Source organism: Pseudacidovorax sp. (assembly GCF_017991995.1).
Taxonomy (GTDB): Bacteria; Pseudomonadota; Gammaproteobacteria; order Burkholderiales; family Burkholderiaceae_C; genus Xenophilus.
Window position 1 is genome coordinate 76,605 of the sequence record NZ_JAGOPN010000016.1, and the last position, 19,777, is coordinate 96,381.

Consider the following 19,777-nt stretch of genomic DNA (forward strand, 5'->3'; position numbering starts at 1 on the left):
CGTCAGACGAGCGTGACGCCCGCCCAGCGGCCGTCCTCGACCAGCGCGCGCACGCTGTCGCGCATCACGCCGCGCGCCGCCAGCACGGCGGGTGCCAGCTCTTCGTCGGCTCGGCTGCACAGCAGGTTGACGCGGCGGGCCACCGGTGCATCCAGCCGCGCGTGGTGGAAGCGCCGGTCGGCATCCGGATAGCGACCCAGCGCGGCCCAGGGCTGCAGCGTGGCGCCCAGGCCCGCGTCCACGGCGGCCATCACCATCGCCAGCGAATCGACCTCCAGCGCCACCTGCGGCGCGATGCCTGCGCGGTCGAAGGCGGCGTCGATGGCACTGCGCAGCCCGTGCGGGCCGGTGGGCAGGATCAGTGGCTCGGTGCGCAGCGCCTCGATGTCGACCTCCGGCGGCAGGGCGGGCTGGCTGATCGACCGGATCAGGAACAGCGCTTCCTCCATCAGCGGCAGCACCTGCCAGCCGCGGCCCGCGCCGCTGGCCGGCTCGTGCAGCGCCAGCGCATCGGGCCGGTGGCCGAAGAGGATCGCGAGGTCAAGCTCGCGGGCGCGCAGCATGGCCGCCAGGTGGCCCGACATGCCCTCGACCATGTGCAGCCGTACTTCGGGATAGCGCTCGCGCATGGCCTGCATCAGCGGCAGGCCCAGCAGCGCCGACGTGGTGGGGGCCAGACCGATGCTCACGCTGCCCGACAGCCGCGCCTGCTGTGCCGAGCGCACGGCCTGCTCCGCATGTCGCAAGGTCAGCTTGGCCTCATGGAAGAAGGCGAGCCCCGCCTCGGTGGGCGTGACGCCCTGCGGCGTGCGCTGCAGCAGCCGCGTGGCCAGCTCGCCTTCGAGGCGCGAGACCTGCTGGCTGAGTGCCGACTGCACCACGTCCAGCTCCAGGGCGGCGCGGCTCATCGAGCCGGCCTCGACGATGCGGACGAAGTAACGCAGCTGGCGCAGTTCCATGGCCCGCGATTGTCCTCAGCGCCCGGGCCGCCGTCGCCCGGTCATGCCAGGGGCCGCGCAGGCGCTCATTCCGCCGTCAGCTTGCGTGCGCGGGCGATGGCGCCCCACTGGTCGTATTCCTTGCGCATGAAGGCCGCAAACTCGGCGCGCGTGGTCGGTTGGGGCGTCAGCCCGTGCTTGGTGAGCGCCTCGCTCACTGCCGGGTCGTTCAGCACCTTGACGATCTCGCGGTTCCAGCCGTCGAGGATGGGCGCGGGCGTCTTGCCGGGCGCGACGAAGGCATACCAGTTGAGCGCCTCGAAGCCCGGGTAGCCCGACTCCGCCATGGTCGGGATGTTGGGCAGGTAGGCCGGCCGCTTCAGGCTGGTGGTGGCCAGCGGGATCAGCGTGCCGGCCTCCACATGCGGCATGGCCGTGGGCGGCGCGGCGAAGTACGAGGCGATGCGCTCGCCCAGCAGGTCCTGCAGGGCGGGGGCGCCGCCCTTGTAGGGCACGTGCACCATGTTCACGCCTGCGCGCTGGTTGAACAGCTCGCCCGCCAAATGCGAGGCCGAGCCCGCGCCGGTGGAGGCGAAGTCGATGCTCTTGCGCTTGGCCAGCGCCACGAACTCCTGCAGGTTGTGCACGCCCAGGCCCTTGTGCACCACCAGCACGTTGGGAAAGTACACGCCGCCCGAGACGGGCGCCAGGTCCTTGAACGGGTCGTAGCTCAGCTTCATGAGGTGCGGCGCGATGGTCAGCGGCCCGACCGAGCCGAAGAGCAGCACCGTGCCGTCGGTGCGCTGGCCGGCCACGTACTGGTGCGCGATGTTGCCGCCGGCGCCGGCCTTGTTGTCCACGATCACCGGCTGGCCGATGTTCTCGGACAGCTTCTTGGCGATCAGCCGCGCGGCGGCATCGGCCGCGCCGCCGGGGGCGAAGCCCACCACCAGCGTGACCGGCTTGCGGGGCGGAAAGTCCTGCGCCTGGGCGGTGGCGTGAAGGGCGGGCAGCAGCGCTGCGCCGCCCAGGGCGGTGCAGGCCAGGCGCGCCAGCAGGGCGCGGCGGTGGGTGGAAGTCCTCATGGTGTCTCCGAGCAAGGTCTGGAAAGGGGAAGGCGCGGGCGTCATTCGCCGCCGGCCGCTGCCGGGTTGGGCAGCCGCTTTTCGACGGCGAAGCGCAGCAGCGCGGCGCTGCGGAAGATGCCGTGGGCGAACTTGCCGTAGGGCAGGGTGGCGAACAGCGCCATCACCGCACCCAGGTGCAGGCACAAGGTCAGCGGCATGGCAGCGCTGCCGCGGGCCAGCCACAGCGCGAGGCCGCTGGCGCTGGTGAGGAACAGCAGCGCGATGAAACCGCGGTCCATCGGCCGCTGGGCCGCATCGCCGTGGAGGGGGTGGCGCCGCAGGTGCAGCCAGCCCAGTCCGGCGCTTCCGGCCATCAGCATCACGCCGCCCACGGCGCCCAGCAGCTTCGGCAGGCTGGGCAGGTCGTAGGGCGCGGGCAGGCCCAGCGCATAGTGGTACAGCGTGGCCACGGCCGTGGCCGCGAAGCACAGCAGGAAGCCGTAGAAGGTGAGGTGGTGGAAGCGCCGCCGCGCCAGCGTGGGACCATCGTCGGCCTCGTGGCAGCCTTCGCCATGGCCGCCGTCCAGGTAGCGCAATTGCGCGATGGCCGCCGCGGCCTCGGCACCGGCCGGGCCGCTCACGGCCACTGCGCCGGTCACTGGCGTCACGGCCCGCCAGAAGCGCCGCACGCCCAGCGCCAGCGCCAGCACCGCGAACAGGAACACGGGCGCGAACAGGCCCACCATCAGGTTGTGCGGGAACAGGTCGTAGAAATTTCCGCCCGCAGGCATGGCCCGCCACAGCCCGCCCCTCAGGGCCACGGCCAGCGCCAGGAACAACCCCAGGCCCAGCGCCAGGGCCACCGACAGAGTGAGGCCGTTGCGCTCGTACAGCCGGCCCAGGGCCGGCGGCCAGGCGTAGTCCTGGTAGGTGCGGGCCCGCACCCGGGCCATGGCCTGCGGCACGTTGACCGCGAAGGCATGCGGCGGTGCGTACTGGCAGGCATACAGGCAGGCGCCGCAGTTATGGCAGAGGTTGGCCAGGTAGTGCACGTCGGCCACCGGAAAGGCCAGCCGCCGCGTCATGGCCGGGAAGACGGCGCAGAAGCCTTCGCAGTAGCGGCAGGCATTGCAGATCTGCAGCTGGCGGGCCACCTCGTCCTCGGCGGCGGTGGAGGCCGGCACCACCTCGCCCAGCGCCAGCTGCCGGGCCTCCTTGACCATGGCATCAAGCGCTTGCATGGGTGTCTCTTTCCTTGTCGTCGGCGATCACGTTCGCCAGGGTGCGTGGCGGCTGCTGCCGGGCGGCGCGGGCGGCGTTCTGGCCGGCGATGCGGCCGAAGGCCGTGCCGATGCTCATGCCCACGCCCGCGGTGTAGCCCTTGCCCAGCACGTTGCCGGCCATCATTTCGCCGGCCACGAAGAGGTTGGCGCTCGGCACGCCGCCGAAGCGCACGGCCGCGGTGTCGTCGGTGCGCAGTCCCAGGTAGGTGAAGGTCACACCGGGCCGCACCGCATAGCCGTAGAACGGCGCCTGCACGATGGGCCGTGCCCAGTGCGTCTTGGCGGGCGCCAGGCCTTCGGTGTGGCAGTCGTCCAGCACGGTGTGGTCGAAGCGGCCCACGCGGCAGGCGGCGTTGTAGGCCTCCAGCGTGCGCATAAAGGCCTCGACCGGCAGGCCCAGCTGGGTGGCCAGCTCGGGCAGGCTGTCGGCCTTCACGCCCGGGAACACCGGCGGCATGAAGCGGCCGATGGCCTGGCTGTCGATGATCGAGTAGCCGATCTGCCCCGGCTGCATGGCCACCAGCCGGCCCCAGATGGCATAGCGCTTGGGCCAGAAGTCCTCGCCCTCGTCGTAGAAGCGCTCGCCCTCGCGGTTGACCACCACGCCCAGCGACACGCAGTCGATGCGGGTGCAGATGCCACCGTCGTACAGCGGCGCGCGGGCATCGATGGCCACCATGTGGGCCTGGGTGGGGTCGCCGATGCGGTCGGCGCCCTGCGCGTCCAGCAGGTGGCGCAGCAGCACGCCCTGGTTGTAGGCCGTGCCGCGGATCAGGAAGTTGTCGGAGGGGAACTCACCGCGCGCATTGCGGCCCCAGGCCTCGCGCAGCCAGTCGCGGTTGGACTCGAAGCCGCCCGCCGCGAGCACGCAGCTGCGGGCCGCGATGCGTTCGCCCGCTGCCGTGTGGGCGGCCACGAAGCGGCCGTCCTCGATCTCCAGCTGCGCGACCGGTGCCTCGTAGCGCACCTGCACGCCCAGCGCCTCGGCGCTGCGGTAGTAGGCATTGACCAGCGCCTTGCCGCCGCCCATGAAGAAGGCGTTGGTACGCGCCACATGCAGCGCGCCCGACAGCGGCGGCTGGAAGTGCACGCCGTGGCGCCGCATCCAGGGCCGGCAGTGGCCCGAATGGCGAATGGCCAGCCGCGCCAGCGGCTCCTGCGTCTGGCCGCCGGTGACCTTGAGCAGGTCTTGCCAGAACTCCTCTTCCGGGTAGGCATCGACCAGCACGTCCTGCGGCGCATCGTGCATGCAGCGCAGGTTGCGGGTGTGGGCGGAATTGCCGCCGCGCCAGGCACGGGGCGCGGCCTCCAGCAGCAGCACGCTGGCGCCGGCCTCGCGCGCCATCAGCGCGGCGCACAGCGCGGCATTGCCGCCGCCGATGACGAGCACGTCGGGTTGCATCGTGGGACTGTCTCTTCCTTGGTGGGGTCTCGCCGGCCGCGAGGGCGGGCCGGACGAGGCGCACTTTAGGAAGCAGGAAGTCTGCGGTGCAGGGGGGCGCAGTCATGGGGGTATCACGCGGCGAGATGGTCGCGCATTTCCGCCGCGTGACGGTGTGCTCAGCGCTGGGCGCCCACCAGCGCCAGCACCCGCAGCGGGCTGCCCGAGCCGCCCTCGATCTTCAGCGGCGCGGCCAGCACGATGGCGCCCTGGGGCGGCAACTGGTCGAGGTTCTTCAGGCACTGCAGGCCGTACTTGTTGGCGCCATGCATCAGCGTGTGGCAGGGGTAGGCCACCGGCCAGGCATAGGACTGACCGGCGTCGGTGTTGATGGTCTCGACGCCGAAGCCGCGCACGTTGCGCTCGCGGATCAGCCATTCCACGGCCTCCTGCGTGGGGCCGGGCGTGTGGGCGCCGTCCTCGCGCATGTTGACGAAGGCGGCGGGGTCGTCGATGCGTCGGGACCAGTCGGTGCGCAGCAGCACCCAGGCGCCGGCCGGGATGCGGCCGTGGGTCTCTTCCCAGGCGCGCAGGAAGTCCACGGTGAGCAGCCAGTCGGGGTTGTCGGCCACCGGGGCGCTGGCGTCGATCACGCAGGCCGGGCCGATGAACACGCTCGGGTCGATGGTGTCCACCGTGTTGGCCGGATGGTCCTTGCCGGTGATCCAGTGCGCGGGCGCGTCGAAGTGCGTGCCGGTGTGCTCGCCGCAGGAGAAATTGTTCCAGTACCAGCCGGGGCCGGCCTCGTCGTACTGCGAGATGCGCTCCATCTTGAAGGCCCACACCTGGCCGAACTGCGGCGGCAGCTGCAGGGCCGGGAAGCTGGGCGACAGGGTCTGCGTCAGGTCGACGACGCGCAGGGCGCCGGTGGCGATGTCCTGGGCGAACTGGGCGAGGGAGGCGGTCATGGTCGTGGGCTCCGTGGGGAAGAGTGCGAGCAGGGAAGCGATGAAGAGGGAAGGGGGCGCGGATGCAGTCGTCACAGTGCCCCGAGGGCCCGGGCCACATGCACGCCCGACGCGCCGCCGAGTCCCGGCCCGGGGTGGGTGGAGGCGCCGATGTGCCAGAGATGGGCGACCGGGGTCTCGTGGTTGCGCAGCCCGCGCAGGGGTCGCCAGAGGAAGTACTGGTCGAGGGCGCAGTCGCCGCCATAGGGATCGCCGCCGACCAGGTTCATGTTGAGGCGCGGCAGGTCGGCGGGCGAGAGCACGGCGCGGCCGAGGATGCTGCCGGGAAGGTTGGGCGCATGGCGGGCGATCTGCGCGATCACGCGGTCGGCATAGGCCTCGCGCAGGGCGGTCGTCCATTGGCCGCCGGCCGGCACGTCCAGTTCGCCGGCCGCATCGCCGATGGGCTCGCGTGGGCATTCGGGCAGCTGGATCCACAGGATGTGGCGGCCTTCGGGCGCGCGGCTGGGGTCCAGCGCGGTGGGCTGCGCGACGCAGATGGTGGGCGCGGCAGGCAGCAGGCCGCGCTCGGCCTCGTTGACGGCGCGCGAGATGGCGTCCGGCCCGCCACTCAGGTGCAGATAACCGACCTTGTCGAGCGACCGGTCGGGCCACTGCGGCGGCTCGGAGAGCGCGAGGTGGATCTGCATGTTGCCCTTGCCGTAGCGCCACTGACGGGCCTGGCCGGCGATCTCGGGCGGGGTGTGCTCGGGCGCCAGCAGGCGGCCATAGAGCTGCGTGGGCGTGGCGCTGACCACCACCTCGCCGGCCCGCAGTTCGCGGCCACCGACCAGCCGCACGCCGACGGCGCGTCCGCGTTCGACCAGGATGCGTTCGACGTCGCAGCCGGTCTCCAGCGTGCCGCCGGCCTCGCGGATCAGCCGCTCGAAGGCGCGCACGGTGTTGGCGTTGCCGCCCTGCACCAGTGGCATGCCGACGGCTTCCAGCGTGAAGGCGACGACCTGGGCCATGAGCGCGGAGAGCGGCGAATCCGGCCCCAGGCCGCAGTGCAGCACCCAGGGCGCGAGCAGCGCACCGACCAGGTCCGACCCGAAGCGCTGCTGCAGCCAGGGCCGGGCGGGCGTCAGGGCTTCGCCGAAGAAGCCGGCCAGGGCATGCGGGCCGTCCTTCCACGCGGCGCCGGCGAGGGTGCGGGCGGTGTTCAGCTTCCACAGCTCGTTGCCCAGCAGCGAGAAGACGAGCGGGGCGCGCTCGGCCATGCCCTCCAGCGTCTGCACGAAGGCCGCGCCGTCGCCGGCATGCAGCGCTTCCATGCGCTGGCGGTTGAGCTGGCGCGAGGTGGACAGCACCAGATGCCGACCATCGGGCATCAGCACACCGGTGGGGCTGTCGGTGTTGCAGTAGGAGAGGCCCGCCTCGTGCAGCGCCTTGCCCAGGGCAGCGTAGGCAGGGCCGACGAGGAAGAGCGGATGCGCGGTGGAGAGCGTGTCGTGCTGGAAGCCGGGCAGCGTCAGCTCGTCGGTGCGGATGCAGCCGCCAAGCGTGGCCTCGCGCTCCAGCACGCGCACCTTGCGGCCCTTGCGGGCGAGCAGGGCGGCACACACGAGGCCGTTGATGCCGCTGCCGATGAGCAGCACGTCGTCGGGGGCTGGGTTTGCGGGGCTTGCCATGGGAGCATCTTTGCCTTGGCTTGCGTTCGGGGCTATCCGGTTCGGGCGGGCGGCTATCCGAATCGCGACGGAAGTTTGTGGCTCGGTTGTCGGGTCTCTCGCAGTTGCCATGAACGAGGTGTTCAGAGGGCGGCGGGTTCCGTGTGCTCGGTGGGGGGGCCGGGGTGCGCGCCGGTGCCGGGCATGGGGTGCGCGCCGGCGCCGGGCCCAGGGCGCGCGGGCTCATACGGGGTCGGTCGGCCCTGCGGGCCGACTCCGCTGCGGTGCTCGGATGGACGGGCACGCGGCATAACTCGCTACGCGCTCCGCGCTGCGCTCAGACAAACGCCGCGAGTCAGATCACGAAGCAGGCCTGTCCTTCGGCAGGCCTGCAGCCCGTCCATCCTGCGCTCCTCGCCGACCCCGAAATCGCCCGCGCGCCCTGGGCCCGGCGCCGACGCGTGGAGACGCACGTTGGGCATCAAAGGGGCAGGGCTTGTCTGCACAACAACCGACGGCGCACTGGCCCCCATCCCTGCCTTCCCCCAGTGGGGGAAGGAGTCCAGCCAGGACGGCAAGTGAGCACGCTTCGGCGCAGAGTGCAGGCACAGGGACAGGCACAGGGTGCGGAGTGTGGAGTGTGGGGTGTGGGGTGTGGGGTGCAGGACGTAGTGCCGGCCGATCACCCCCAGTGCAGGCCCTGGTGCCGGTGAGGGCGTGGCGGCGCGCCTGTGGGGCGCCGAGGAGCGCAGGGCGGACGGGCTGCGGGCCTGCCGAAGGACAGGCCCGCTTCGTGATCTGACTCGCGGCAGTTGTTTGAGCGCAGCGCGAAGCGCGTAGCGAGTTCTGCCGCGGCCCGTCTGTCCGAGCACCGGAGGGGAGTCGGCGCGCAGCGCCGACCGCCCCACTTGAAGCGCCGACACGCCCTCACCGGCGCCAGGGCCGGACCACCGCCCCGGTCCGCCGATCACCGGGCACAGCCAACCACAGCCGCTGACCGCCAACCGTGGAACGACGAACCGACGAGCCCACGAGCCCACGAGCGACGCATCGACGAACCGACCAACCTCGCCCACTCAGGCCGCCACCGCCACCCCGCCCCCCGCGTGCTCCGCGATGAACTGCTCGCATGCCTGCGCATCGGTCCACCACGGGAAGAACCCCGGCGGATGGTTGAAGTTGTTGGCGATGGCATGCGCCACGCCCGGGATCTGGCCCGCCGCGCCCAGCAGGTTCAGCACATGGGGCGGCGGCGGCTCCAGCAGCGTGTTGGTCCAGCGCACCACGTGCTGGGCATAGTCCCAGAAGCGCTCGAAGGTCGCGTTCATCCAGGCCGCGTCGAAGGGCGCATCGCCACGCGCCACGATGGCGTCGTGCACCACCTTGAAGGCCTTGGTCGCATTGTTGGAGCCCTGGCCCGTGATCGGGTCGTTGACGCACACCGCGTCGCCCATCCCGAAGACCTGGCGGCCCGAGGGCAGCGTGCCCACCGGCCGGCGCACCGTCGGCACGAAGCGGCCGGCCAGCACGCCGCCGGCGTCGGTCAGGCGCACGTCGCGGCAACGCTCGGCCTCCCAGGGCAGGTAGGTGTCGAGGATCTTCAGGCTCTGCCGCAGGTGCTCCTCGGGCGTGCGGACTTCGCCCCAGCAGTCCATCGGGCCGCCCGGCACGCCCTCGAACACCATGATCTCGCACGGGCCGCTGAGCGTGAGCGCCGGGAAGACGAAGTACTCGCCCACCCCCGGGATCAGGTTGAAGCACACGCGCGAGTAGGGCGTGCGCGGCGCCATGCCATGCACATAGGTCAGGGCCAGCGCACGCATCGGCTGCGTGAACACGCTGCGCACCGGGTCGCGCTCGAACAGGCGCGTGATCTCGCCCTTGCCGGCCGACACCACCACCAGGTCGTGCGTCGCGGCCAGCTCTTCCAGCTCGGCGATGCCGGCGTCCTGCAGCACCAGGTGCCCGCCGCGCTCGCGGAACAGCTCCATCCACGCCGGCATCTTCAGCCGCTGGTCCACCGCCTGGGCCGGGCGGTCCAGCCGGGCGGACCAGTCAATCAGGCGCTCGCCGGGCTGCTCGGGGTGCGGCACCGTGAGGCCGATCCCCTCGACCGGCGGGCAGTCGTCTGCCCACAGGTCCAGGCCGAAGTCGCGCTCGATCTGCAGCGCGTTGTCGAACATGCACTGGCTGGACATCACCTTGCCCCGGCGCAGGTCGTCCGGGCTGCGATTGGTGAGCAGGGTGACGTGGTCGCCCCGGCCCTGCAGGGCGAGGGCCAGGGGCAGGCCGGACTGGCCCGCTCCGACGATGGCGATCTTGCGGCTCATGGATGGTTCTCCTGGCGGATGCAGACGAAGAGGAAGGAAAGGAAGGAGGGATTCGCGATGCGCCAGCCGGGGCTTCCCCGACCGTGGCAGGGCCATGCTAGGAAGCGCCCGGCGCCGCCGCTATCCGCTGGCCGCAGCGCCTGTCCGCCCGCTGCAGGAGTTGCGGACGCGACCCGGGTGTCGTCCAAATTGCTTGACAACTAAACTAATTGAGGAGGAGACTCCAGCCCAAGCCATCGCAAAGGAGCCTCTCCATGAACATCGTCTGCATCGGCGGCGGACCGGCCGGCCTGTACTTCGCACTGCTGATGAAGAAGCACAACCCCGGTCACCAGGTGACCGTGGTCGAGCGCAACAAGCCCTACGACACCTTCGGCTGGGGCGTGGTCTTCTCGGACGCGACCATGGAGAACATGCGCGCCTGCGACCGCGAGACGGCCGATGAGATCGAGCAGGCCTTCAACCACTGGGACGACATCGAGCTGCTGTTCAAGGGCCGGCGCATCCGCTCGGGCGGCCACGGCTTCGTGGGCATCGGCCGCAAGAAGCTGCTGAACATCCTGCAGGCGCGCTGCGAGGCGCTGGGCGTCAACCTGGTGTTCGAGACCGAGGCCGACAGCGACGCCGACTATCCCGACGCCGACCTCATCATCGCCAGCGACGGCGTCAACTCGCGCATCCGCAGCAAGTACGCCGACGTCTTCAAGCCCGACATCGTGGCGCGGCCCAACCGCTTCATCTGGCTGGGCACCAACAAGGTCTACGAGGCCTTCACCTTCGACTTCCAGCGTACCGAGCACGGCTGGTTCCAGGCCCACATCTACAAGTTCGACGACACCACCTCGACCTTCATCGTCGAGACCACAGAGGACACCTGGAAGGCCCACGGCCTGGACCAGGCGGACCAGCAGCAGTCCATCGAGTTCTGCGAAAAGATCTTTGCCGGCGACCTTCAGGGCGCCAAACTGATGACCAACGCGCGGCACCTGCGCGGCTCGGCCTGGATCAACTTCCAGCGCGTGGTCTGCGAGCAGTGGTCGCTGCAGAACGAACACGGCAGCCATGTGGTGCTGATGGGCGACGCGGTGCACACGGCGCACTTCGCCATCGGCTCCGGCACCAAGCTGGCCATCGAGGACGCCATCGAGCTGGCCCGCCTGTTTGTTGCCCAGGGCGACACCCGCGCGCACATCCCCGAGGTGCTCAAGGCCTACCAGGAAGCCCGCCGCGTGGAGACGCTGCGCATCCAGAACGCCGCCTGGAACGCCATGGAATGGTTCGAGGTCTGCGGCAAGCGCTACTGCGACCAGTTGGAACCCGAGCAGTTCATGTACTCGATGCTCACGCGCAGCCAGCGCATCAGCCACGAGAACCTGCGCCTGCGCGACCGCGGCTGGCTCGAAGGCTACGAGCGCTGGTTCGCGCAGCGCGCCGACGTGCCGGTGCCCGAGGGCAGGACGCCACCGCCACCCATGTTCACGCCCTACACGGTGCGCGGCGTCACGCTCAAGAACCGCATCGTGGTCTCGCCCATGGCGCAGTACTCGGCGGTGGACGGCGTGGCCGGCGACTACCACCTGGTGCACCTGGGCGCCCGCGCCATGGGCGGCGCCGGCCTGGTCTTCGCCGAGATGACCTGCGTGAGCCCCGAGGGCCGCATCACCCCCGGCTGCCCGGGCCTCTACAAGCCCGAGCATACGGTGGCCTTCAAGCGCATCGCGGACTGGATCCACGCCAACAGCGATGCGAAGTTCGCCATCCAGATCGGTCATGCCGGCGCCAAGGCCTCCACCCGCCTGGCCTGGGACGGCATCGACCAGCCGCTGGAATCGGGCAACTGGCCGCTGCTGTCGGCATCGCCGCAGCAGTACCTGGAGGGCGTGAGCCAGCTCTCGCGCGGCATGACGCACGAGGACATGGCCGAGGTGAAGGCGCAGTTCGTCGCCTCCACCCGCGCCGCCGCGGAAGCCGGTGCGGACTGGCTGGAGCTGCACTGCGCCCACGGCTACCTGCTGTCGAGCTTCATCTCGCCACTGACCAACCAGCGCACCGACGAATACGGCGGCTCCCTGGAGAACCGGCTGCGCTATCCGCTGGAGGTGTTCGCCGCCGTGCGCGCCGCCTGGCCGGCGGACAAGCCGATCTCGGTGCGCATCTCGGCCCACGACTGGGTCGAGGGCGGCATCACGCCCGAGGACGCCGTGGCAATCGCCCGTGCCTTCAAGGCCGCGGGCGCGGACATGATCGACTGCTCCTCCGGCCAGGTGAGCAAGAAGGAAAAGCCGGTCTACGGCCGCATGTTCCAGACGCCCTTCGCCGACCGCATCCGGCAGGAGGCGGGCATTCCCACCATCGCCGTCGGCGCCATCAGCGAGGCCGACCATGCCAACAGCATCCTGGCCGCGGGCCGCGCCGACCTGTGCGCGGTGGCCCGTCCGCATCTGGCCAACCCCGCCTGGACGCTGACCGAGGCCGCCAAGATCGGCTACACGGCCATCGCGTGGCCCAAGCAGTACCGCTCGGCCAAGCCACAGATGGAAGCCAACTTCGCGCGCGAGAAGGCCCTGGCCGAGGCGGCGGGGGCCGGCAAGTGAGCGGCACCACGGGCCCGCGCCACGCGCTGGTGACCGGCGGCGGACGCGGCATCGGCGCCGCCATCGCGCGGCGGCTGGTGGCCGAGGGCTGGCACGTGACCGTGCTGGGCCGCAGCGCCGAGGCCGTGCAGGCCGTGGCGGCCGAAGATGCCGAGCACCTGTTCGCCGTCAGCGCCGACGTGGCTGATGCCGAGGCGGTGGCGGCCGCGCTGGCCAAGGCGCAAAGCCGCTTCGGCCCCGTCGCCGCCCTGGTCAACAACGCCGGTCAGGCCGAGAGCGCGCCCTTCCACAAGATGGACATGGCGCTCTGGCAGCGCATGCTGGCCGTCAACCTGACCGGCACCATGGTCTGCAGCCAGGCCGTGCTCCCCGGCATGCTGGCGGCGGGGTGGGGCCGCATCGTCAACGTGGCGAGCACGGCGGGGCAGGTGGGCTATGCCTACGTGTCGGCCTACTGCGCGGCCAAGCACGGCGTGGTGGGGCTCACCCGCTCGCTGGCGCTGGAGCTGGCCACCAAGGGCATCACCGTGAATGCCGTGTGCCCCGGCTACACCGAGACCGACATCGTGCGCCAGAGCATCGCGCGCGTGGTCGCCAAGACGGGCCGCAGCCCCGAGGCCGCACGGGCCGAATTCGTCAAGAGCAACCCGCAGGGCCGCCTGGTGCAGCCCGACGAGGTGGCCGATGCCGTGGCCTGGCTGTGCGGCCAGGGCGCGGGCGCCGTGACCGGCCAATCCATTTCCGTGGCGGGCGGCGAGGTCATGTGACCGCGCCGTCGCCTTCCACCCCCCCAACGCAGCAGCAAAGAACGGAGACCGCATGAGCGACAGCATTCCCCGCGTGGACCCGGCCCTGGTGGCCGGCAACCAGCGCCCCCTGGCCGGCTACGAGGCCAAGCACTTCCAGTGGTCCGTCGCCGACGGCGTGGCCACCATCGTGCTGAACCGGCCCGAGCGCAAGAACCCGCTCACCTTCGACAGCTATGCCGAGCTGCGCGACCTGTTCCACCAGCTCAAGTGGGCCGACGACGTGAAGGCGGTGGTGCTCACCGGCTCCGGCGGCAACTTCTGCTCCGGCGGCGACGTGCACGAGATCATCGGCCCGCTGGTGCGGCTGAAGGCGCCCGAGCTGCTGATGTTCACCCGCATGACGGGCGAGCTGGTCAAGACCATGCGCGCCTGCCCGCAGCCCATCGTGGCCGCCATCGACGGCGTGTGCGCCGGTGCCGGCGCCATCCTGGCCATGGCCTCGGACCTGCGCCTGGGCACCGCCCGCAGCAAGACCGCCTTCCTGTTCAACCGCGTGGGCCTGGCCGGCTGCGACATGGGCGCCTGCGCCATGCTGCCGCGCATCGTGGGCCAGGGCCGGGCGAGCGAGCTGCTCTACACCGGCCGCGCGCTGGGTGGCGAGGAGGGCGAACGCTGGGGTTTCTTCAACCGGCTGTGCGCGCCCGAAGAGGTGCTGGTCGAGGCGCAGAAGCTGGCTGCCCAGCTGACCGAAGGGCCCAGTTTTGCCAACGGCATCACCAAGACCATGCTGCACCAGGAATGGGCCATGACCATCGAGCAGGCCATCGAGGCCGAGGCGCAGGCCCAGGCGCTGTGCATGCTGACGCAGGACTTCACGCGGGCCTACGAGGCCTTCGTCGCAAAGCAGAAGCCCGTCTTCAAAGGGGACTGACATGGCGGACCAGAGTTACCTCGACTGGCCCTTCTTCGAGCCCCGTCACCGCGAACTCGCGCAGGCCGTCGACGCCTGGGCCGCGCAGAACATTTCGCAGGACCATGGCCACGACGTGGACGCCGAATGCCGCGCGCTGGTCAAGGCCCTCGGCGCGGGCGGCTGGCTGCAGCACGCCGTCGGCGAATCGGCGCAAACCATGGACGCCCGCGCCATCTGCCTGATCCGCGAGACGCTGGCCCGCCACAGCGGTCTGGCCGACTTCGCCTTCGCCATGCAGGGCCTGGGCAGCGGCGCCATCAGCCTGCACGGCACGCCTGAGCAGCGCGAGCGTTATCTGACGCGCGTGGCGCGCGGCGAGGCCATCTCGGCCTTCGCCCTCTCCGAGCCCAATGCCGGCTCCGACGTCGCCGCCATGCAGTGCAGCGCGCGGCAGGAGGGCGACCACTACGTGCTCGACGGCGAGAAGACCTGGATCTCCAACGGCGGCATCGCCGACTTCTATGTGGTCTTCGCGCGCACCGGCGAGGCGCCCGGTGCGCGCGGCATCAGTGCCTTCATCGTCGAGGCCGGCACGCCCGGCTTCGAGATCGCCGAGCGCATCGAGGTGATCGCGCCGCATCCGCTGGCGCGCCTGCGCTTCACGGGCTGCCGCGTGGCCGCCGGCCAGCGCGTGGGCGCGGCGGGCGAGGGCTTCAAGGTCGCGATGCGCACGCTCGACGTGTTCCGCACCTCGGTGGCCGCTGCCGCGCTGGGCTTCGCGCGCCGCGCCTTCGACGAGGCCCTGGCCCGCGCCACCACGCGCCGCATGTTCAACGGCGCGCTGGCCGACTTCCAGCTCACGCAGGCCAAGCTGGCGCAGATGGCCACCGCCATCGACAGCGCCGCGCTGCTGACCTACCGCGCCGCCTGGCGCCGCGACCGCGGCGAGCCGGTGACCAAGGACGCGGCCATGGCCAAGCTCACGGCCACCGAGAGCGCGCAGCAGGTCATCGACGCCGCGGTGCAGATGTTCGGCGGGCTGGGCGTGGTCAGCGAGCAGCCGGTGGAGCGGCTCTACCGCGAGATCCGCGCCCTGCGCATCTACGAGGGCGCCACCGAAGTGCAGCAGCTGATCATCGCCCGCGAGTTGCTGCGCGAAGCCGGCGCGCCCAAGGCGGCCTGAGCGGACACGGCCGGAGACCGCCATGACCGCCAGCGCCCACGTCGACACCTTCGCGCGCGACCACCTGCCGCCGCCGGAGCAGCAGCCGCAGTTCATCTTCGAACTGCCCGAGTTGCAGATGCCCGCGCGGCTGAACTGCGCCACCGAACTGCTGGACCGCCACGTGGCCGAAGGCCGGGGCGACCGGCCCTGCATCCTGGCACCCGGACTGCGCTGGACCTATGCCGAGCTGCAGGACAAGGCCAACCGTATCGCCAACGTGCTGGTGAAGCAGATGGGCCTGGTGCCGGGCAACCGCGTGCTGCTGCGCGCGCCCAACAACCCGATGCTTGCGGCCTGTTGGTTCGCGGTGATGAAGGCCGGCGGCATCGCCGTCGCCACCATGCCGCTGCTGCGTGCCAAGGAGCTGGTGCCGATCCTTGAGATCGGCCAGGTGACGCATGCCCTGTGCGACGCCGCGCTGGCCGAGGAGCTGGCGCTGGCGGCGCAGAAGACGGATGTGCTGAAGCACGTCCGCCACTTCCACGCCGAAGGGCCGGAGGGCCTGGAGTCACTGATGGCCGCGGCCTCGCCGGTCTTCGACAACGTGGACACGGCCGCCGACGACACCTGCCTCTTCGGCTTCACCTCGGGCACCACCGGCGTGCCCAAGGCCACCATGCATTTCCATCGCGACGTGATGGCGGTGTGCCATTGCTGGCCGCCGCACCTGCTGCGCGCCACGGCCGACGATGTGTTCATCGGAAGCCCGCCGCTGGCCTTCACCTTCGGGCTGGGCGGGCTGGTGCTCTTTCCCATGCATGTGGGCGCATCGACCGTGCTGCTGGAGAGGGCCGGCCCGGCGCAACTGCTGCAGGGCATCCAGGATTTCGGCGCCACGGTGCTGTTCACCGCGCCCACGTCGTATCGGCTGCTGGCCGAGCAGGGCGCCGTGCTGCGCGCCACGCCGCTGCGCAAGTGCGTGTCGGCCGGCGAGGCGCTGCCCGCCACCACCCGCGCGCTGTGGAAGAAGGCGACCGGCATCGAGCTGATCGACGGCATCGGCGCCACCGAGATGCTGCACATCTTCATCTCGCACGACGAGGCCGGTGCACGGCCCGGCGCCACCGGCAAACCGGTGCCCGGCTATCGCGCCCGCATCGTGGACGAGGAAGGCAACGAGTTGCCACCGGGCACCATCGGCCGCCTGGCCGTGCAGGGCCCGACCGGCTGCCGCTACCTGTCCGACCCGCGCCAGGCGCAGTACGTCCAGGGCGGCTGGAACCTCACGGGCGATGCCTACGTGATGGACGCCGACGGCTACTTCTTCTACCAGGCGCGCACCGACGACATGATCATCTCGGCCGGCTACAACATCGCTGCGCCCGAGGTGGAAGAGGCGCTGATGCAGCACCCGGCCGTGGCCGAATGCGCCGTGATCGGGGCGCCGGACGCCGAGCGCGGCCAGATCGTGCAGGCCTTCGTGGTGCTGCGCGCCGGGCAGGGCGAGCCGGGCGAGGCCATGGTCCGCACGCTGCAGGACTTCGTGAAGGCCACCGTGGCGCCCTACAAGTACCCGCGCTCGGTGGTCTTCGTGGCGCAGTTGCCGCGCACGCAGACGGGCAAGCTGCAGCGCTTCGTGCTCAAGCAGGCGGCGCAGACGGGAGCCACCCCGTGATCCGCGTCGCCACCCCCGCCGACCAGGGCGAGGCCGCCATCGACGCACCGCCGGGCCGCTTCGCGCGCACGCAGCTCATCCGCTTCTCGCACTGCGACCCCGCCGGCATCGTCTTCTTTCCCCAGTACCTGGTGATGTTCAACCAGCTGGTGGAGGACTGGTTCAACGAGGGCCTGGCCGTCAACTACGCCGGCATGATCGCCGGCCGCCACATCGGCCTGCCCATCGTGCGGCTGGAATGCGACTTTCGCGCCATCAGCCGGCTGGGCGACACGGTGCAACTGGGCCTGGCGGTGGAGCGCGCGGGTGGCCGCTCGCTCACGCTGGCGCTCCAGTGCACCGGCGCCGACGGCGAACTGCGCGTGGCTTCGCGGCAGGTGCTGGTCTTCACCAGCCTGCAGACCCACCGCGCCATCGACATCCCGCCGGACGTGCGCGAGGCGCTGACCCGCTTCGCGCCCGATCCGGCCCCCCACTGAATCCACGTTTTTCCCGCAGGAGTCCCGCATGCAAGTTCTTCTTCCTCCCGGCTGGCCGCGCCCCAAGGGCTATGCCAACGGCGTCACCGCCAAAGGCCGCATGGTCTTCGTGGCCGGCATGATCGGTTGGGATGCGCAGGGCGTGTTCCACACCGACGACCTGGGCGAGCAGGTACGCCAGGCGCTGCAGAACGTCGTGGAGGTGCTGCGCGAGGCCGGCGCCAGCCCCGAGCACATCGTGCGCATGACCTGGTACGTGACCGACAAACGCGAGTACGTGGCGGCCTATCCCGCCATCGGCAAGCACTTCCGCGAGCTGATCAACTGCTACAACGCCGCCATGACGGCGGTGGAAGTCTCGGCGCTGGTCGAGGACCGGGCGAAGGTGGAGATCGAGGTCACGGCGGTGGTGCCGGACTGAGCGGCAGGCTGCTCGTTCATCACTGCCGAGGCGGCCCCCAGCGGGCCGCCTCGTCTTTTTGCGGGCAGCGAAGGCGTGCCGCGTGGCGGTGCGGCCGCGTGCGAGCGCGGGGCGACACGCCGCCGCCGCGCGGCCCCCTGTCGAGTGGGCTTCCCCTCCCGCGGAAGGCCCGGCGACGAGAGGAGGTGCACCCCGCCAGTGCATGTCCGTGCTTGTCCTGAGTGCGTCCGTATTGCTTGAGGACTAAATTAACTGCGCCACGGCGGCGCGCAAGTGGTGGCGCCGATCTTGCTTTCGATCAAGCCGTCGCTGCATCGATCGCAGCGCGGCTAAACCCGCCGGCCACCGGCTACGCGCGACACAAGGCCCGTCATGAACCCCACTGCCAGTGCCTTCTTCTCCCGCCAACCCTCGGCACCTCTGCCGGAGAAGCGGCCGCTGCGGCCCTTCTTCACCTCGGCCGATCTCGAAGAGACGCGGCTGCGCGTGGGCAGCGTGATGAAGCCGGACCGGCTGGACGTGGCCGGCCGCGCCCAGCGCCTGGATGCGCGCATGCACCACGCCAGCTTCGGCGACGTGTCGCTGAGCCTGCTGGCCTATGGGGCGGAGGTCGAGATCCAGCCCGGTCCGCTGGAGGATTTCTTCCTGGTCCAGATGCCGCTGGCGGGGCGCGCGCAGGTCGACAGCGGCGGCCAGCACAGCGACTCGGGCCCGCACGAGGCCACGGTGCTCAGCCCGAGCGAGGCCACGGTGATGCGCTGGTCGGCCGACAACCAGCAGCTGATGGTGCGTGTCTCGCGCGCGCTGGTGGAGCGTACGCTGGCGCTGCAACTGGGCCGCGCGCTGGATGCGCCGGTGCGCTTCCAGCTGGGCTTCGGCTGGCGCGACAACGCCATGTGGATGCACCTGCTGGGCTACCTGCAGGAAATGATGGCGCAGGACATCGACGTGTCTCAGCACCGACTGGTGAGCCAGCAGGTCGGACAACTGGTGGCGGCCACGCTGCTGTCGGTGCAGCCCCACAGCCACAGCCATGCGTCGCCCGCGCGCTGCAACACGGTGCTGCCGCGTCATGTGCGCCGCGTGCAGGACCACATCCAGGCGCATGCGCACGAGCCGCTGTGCGCCGACCAGCTGGCCGAGGTGGCCGGCGTGAGCGTGCGCAGCCTGTATGCGGGCTTCAAGGAATTCCTTGGCGTGAGCCCCATGCAGTACCTCAAGGACCTGCGGCTGGAGCGGGCCCGCGCCGAACTGCTGGGTGGCAGCACCCATGTGGCCGGCGTCGCGCTGCGCTGGGGCTTCGGCCACCTGGGTCGCTTCAGCGCCGACTACCGCGCGCGCTTCGGCGAGTACCCCAGCGAGACGGTGCGGCGGCATTGAAGGCAGGCAGGCCCGCCGCGTGGCTCAGGATGGCCGTTGGCCACTGTGCCGAGCCGCGCTCGCCGCGTGGGCTGCAACGCAGCAATGAACCGGGTTCCTGACGCCTGAAAAAATATCAATTTTGATATGATCGGCGCATGTGGACCGTCGAGACCCTCAATGCAGCCGTCGATGGCGAAGTCGACCAACTCCCGATCGACATGCGGGCCCGGCTGGTGAGGCTCGGTTCGATCATCGAGGCGGTGGGGTTCGACGGATTGCCCTCCGACACGGTGAAGCACCTGGAGAACAAGCTGTGGGAGCTGCGCATCCGAGGCAAGGACGGCATTGCAAGGGCGATCTACCTGACCGCGGTCAGGCGGCGGGTCGTGATCGTCCGGGTCTTCGTCAAGAAGACCCAGAAGACACCGAAGCACGAACTGGAATTGGCTCGGCAACGGGCGAAGGAAGTCGAATGACCAAGCTGAAGGACCTGCACGTGAAGTGGTCCAAGGACCCGGCATATCGGGAAGCCTACGACGCACTGGAGGAAGAATTCGCCCTCGCCGAGGCCATCGCGGAGGCGAGGGTGGCGGCAGGGCTTACGCAGGCCGAAGTGGCCGAACGCATGCAAACGACGCAGAGCAATATTGCGCGCTTGGAAGCCGGCCGGAGTTCGCCATCCACGCGAACGCTGGAGAAGTTCGCCCACGCAATCGGGGCCCGCCTCAAGATCAGCTTTGATCCGGTTCGGTCCCGATGACGCCGAGGAGCGCTCGCCATGGGAAACATGGCGTCAATGGATA

The 19,777-nt window shown here is 70.6% G+C and carries 17 protein-coding genes; 10 read left to right on the top strand and 7 right to left on the bottom strand.

All coding sequences use genetic code 11. The features are described 5' to 3' along the window. Positions 1–2: 2 nt before the first annotated feature. The 7 genes from KBC94_RS20430 to KBC94_RS20460 form a co-directional block, all read right to left on the bottom strand. Positions 3–959, bottom strand: a complete 957-nt coding sequence (locus KBC94_RS20430; protein ID WP_294374349.1) for a LysR substrate-binding domain-containing protein — start codon at positions 957–959, stop codon at positions 3–5. Positions 960–1,024: 65 nt separating this feature from the next. Then, positions 1,025–2,023, bottom strand: coding sequence for a tripartite tricarboxylate transporter substrate binding protein (locus KBC94_RS20435; RefSeq protein WP_294374354.1), 999 nt, complete (start codon positions 2,021–2,023; stop codon positions 1,025–1,027). Positions 2,024–2,064: 41 nt separating this feature from the next. Then, the gene (tcuB, locus tag KBC94_RS20440; protein ID WP_294374356.1) at positions 2,065–3,246 is read right to left on the bottom strand and encodes a tricarballylate utilization 4Fe-4S protein TcuB; all 1,182 of its coding nucleotides are present in this window, start codon (positions 3,244–3,246) and stop codon (positions 2,065–2,067) included. Further along, positions 3,233–4,690 (bottom strand): FAD-dependent tricarballylate dehydrogenase TcuA, encoded by a 1,458-nt coding sequence (gene tcuA, locus KBC94_RS20445; protein WP_294374360.1) that lies wholly within the window; start codon positions 4,688–4,690, stop codon positions 3,233–3,235. The genes tcuB and tcuA overlap by 14 nt, the downstream gene beginning before the upstream one ends. A 158-nt stretch (positions 4,691–4,848) precedes the next feature. Beyond that, positions 4,849–5,637, bottom strand: a complete 789-nt coding sequence (locus KBC94_RS20450; protein ID WP_294374363.1) for a cyclase family protein — start codon at positions 5,635–5,637, stop codon at positions 4,849–4,851. A gap of 71 nt (positions 5,638–5,708) precedes the next feature. Beyond that, positions 5,709–7,307 carry an NAD(P)/FAD-dependent oxidoreductase gene (locus tag KBC94_RS20455; protein WP_294374366.1) on the bottom strand — a complete coding sequence of 533 codons (1,599 nt, stop codon included), beginning with the start codon at positions 7,305–7,307 and terminating at the stop codon, positions 5,709–5,711. A gap of 1,055 nt (positions 7,308–8,362) precedes the next feature. Further along, complete coding sequence (locus KBC94_RS20460) at positions 8,363–9,616, bottom strand: styrene monooxygenase/indole monooxygenase family protein (RefSeq protein WP_294374369.1); 1,254 nt, start codon at positions 9,614–9,616, stop codon at positions 8,363–8,365. A 254-nt stretch (positions 9,617–9,870) separates the two neighbouring features. On the opposite strand from KBC94_RS20460, the gene KBC94_RS20465 reads away from it, so the two are divergent. From KBC94_RS20465 to KBC94_RS20510, 10 genes are all read left to right on the top strand, one after another. Then, positions 9,871–12,210: a bifunctional salicylyl-CoA 5-hydroxylase/oxidoreductase gene (locus KBC94_RS20465; protein WP_294374372.1), complete on the top strand. Its 2,340-nt coding sequence runs from the start codon at positions 9,871–9,873 to the stop codon at positions 12,208–12,210. Further along, entirely contained in the window at positions 12,207–12,977 is a 771-nt protein-coding gene (locus tag KBC94_RS20470) for an SDR family NAD(P)-dependent oxidoreductase (protein WP_294374375.1), read from the top strand. The genes KBC94_RS20465 and KBC94_RS20470 overlap by 4 nt, the downstream gene beginning before the upstream one ends. A 52-nt stretch (positions 12,978–13,029) precedes the next feature. Beyond that, entirely contained in the window at positions 13,030–13,890 is an 861-nt protein-coding gene (locus KBC94_RS20475) for an enoyl-CoA hydratase family protein (RefSeq protein ID WP_294374378.1), read from the top strand. Position 13,891: 1 nt separating this feature from the next. Then, complete coding sequence (locus KBC94_RS20480; protein WP_294374380.1) at positions 13,892–15,055, top strand: acyl-CoA dehydrogenase family protein; 1,164 nt, start codon at positions 13,892–13,894, stop codon at positions 15,053–15,055. A gap of 22 nt (positions 15,056–15,077) precedes the next feature. Beyond that, complete coding sequence (locus KBC94_RS20485) at positions 15,078–16,712, top strand: AMP-binding protein (protein ID WP_294374383.1); 1,635 nt, start codon at positions 15,078–15,080, stop codon at positions 16,710–16,712. 38 nt (positions 16,713–16,750) lie between these two features. Beyond that, the gene (locus KBC94_RS20490; protein ID WP_294374574.1) at positions 16,751–17,191 is read left to right on the top strand and encodes a thioesterase family protein; all 441 of its coding nucleotides are present in this window, start codon (positions 16,751–16,753) and stop codon (positions 17,189–17,191) included. A 28-nt stretch (positions 17,192–17,219) separates the two neighbouring features. Further along, positions 17,220–17,612, top strand: coding sequence for a RidA family protein (locus KBC94_RS20495; protein ID WP_294374384.1), 393 nt, complete (start codon positions 17,220–17,222; stop codon positions 17,610–17,612). Positions 17,613–17,984: 372 nt separating this feature from the next. Continuing rightward, entirely contained in the window at positions 17,985–18,992 is a 1,008-nt protein-coding gene (locus KBC94_RS20500; RefSeq protein ID WP_294374387.1) for an AraC family transcriptional regulator, read from the top strand. A gap of 137 nt (positions 18,993–19,129) precedes the next feature. Next, positions 19,130–19,450, top strand: a complete 321-nt coding sequence (locus tag KBC94_RS20505; protein ID WP_294374390.1) for a type II toxin-antitoxin system RelE/ParE family toxin — start codon at positions 19,130–19,132, stop codon at positions 19,448–19,450. Then, positions 19,447–19,734: a helix-turn-helix transcriptional regulator gene (locus KBC94_RS20510; protein WP_294374394.1), complete on the top strand. Its 288-nt coding sequence runs from the start codon at positions 19,447–19,449 to the stop codon at positions 19,732–19,734. Before KBC94_RS20505 ends, KBC94_RS20510 begins: the two co-directional genes overlap by 4 nt. Positions 19,735–19,777: the final 43 nt, after the last annotated feature.

Excerpts from the sequence above, each read along its gene's own strand:
- KBC94_RS20430 (WP_294374349.1), bottom strand. The coding sequence starts at position 959 with ATGGAACTGCGCCAGCTGCGTTACTTCGTCCGCATCGTCGAGGCCGGC.
- KBC94_RS20435 (WP_294374354.1), bottom strand. The coding sequence starts at position 2,023 with ATGAGGACTTCCACCCACCGCCGCGCCCTGCTGGCGCGCCTGGCCTGC.
- tcuB (WP_294374356.1), bottom strand. The coding sequence starts at position 3,246 with ATGCAAGCGCTTGATGCCATGGTCAAGGAGGCCCGGCAGCTGGCGCTG.
- tcuA (WP_294374360.1), bottom strand. The coding sequence starts at position 4,690 with ATGCAACCCGACGTGCTCGTCATCGGCGGCGGCAATGCCGCGCTGTGC.
- KBC94_RS20450 (WP_294374363.1), bottom strand. The coding sequence starts at position 5,637 with ATGACCGCCTCCCTCGCCCAGTTCGCCCAGGACATCGCCACCGGCGCC.
- KBC94_RS20455 (WP_294374366.1), bottom strand. The coding sequence starts at position 7,307 with ATGGCAAGCCCCGCAAACCCAGCCCCCGACGACGTGCTGCTCATCGGC.
- KBC94_RS20460 (WP_294374369.1), bottom strand. The coding sequence starts at position 9,616 with ATGAGCCGCAAGATCGCCATCGTCGGAGCGGGCCAGTCCGGCCTGCCC.
- KBC94_RS20465 (WP_294374372.1), top strand. The coding sequence starts at position 9,871 with ATGAACATCGTCTGCATCGGCGGCGGACCGGCCGGCCTGTACTTCGCA.
- KBC94_RS20475 (WP_294374378.1), top strand. The coding sequence starts at position 13,030 with ATGAGCGACAGCATTCCCCGCGTGGACCCGGCCCTGGTGGCCGGCAAC.
- KBC94_RS20480 (WP_294374380.1), top strand. The coding sequence starts at position 13,892 with ATGGCGGACCAGAGTTACCTCGACTGGCCCTTCTTCGAGCCCCGTCAC.
- KBC94_RS20485 (WP_294374383.1), top strand. The coding sequence starts at position 15,078 with ATGACCGCCAGCGCCCACGTCGACACCTTCGCGCGCGACCACCTGCCG.
- KBC94_RS20495 (WP_294374384.1), top strand. The coding sequence starts at position 17,220 with ATGCAAGTTCTTCTTCCTCCCGGCTGGCCGCGCCCCAAGGGCTATGCC.
- KBC94_RS20500 (WP_294374387.1), top strand. The coding sequence starts at position 17,985 with ATGAACCCCACTGCCAGTGCCTTCTTCTCCCGCCAACCCTCGGCACCT.
- KBC94_RS20505 (WP_294374390.1), top strand. The coding sequence starts at position 19,130 with ATGTGGACCGTCGAGACCCTCAATGCAGCCGTCGATGGCGAAGTCGAC.
- KBC94_RS20510 (WP_294374394.1), top strand. The coding sequence starts at position 19,447 with ATGACCAAGCTGAAGGACCTGCACGTGAAGTGGTCCAAGGACCCGGCA.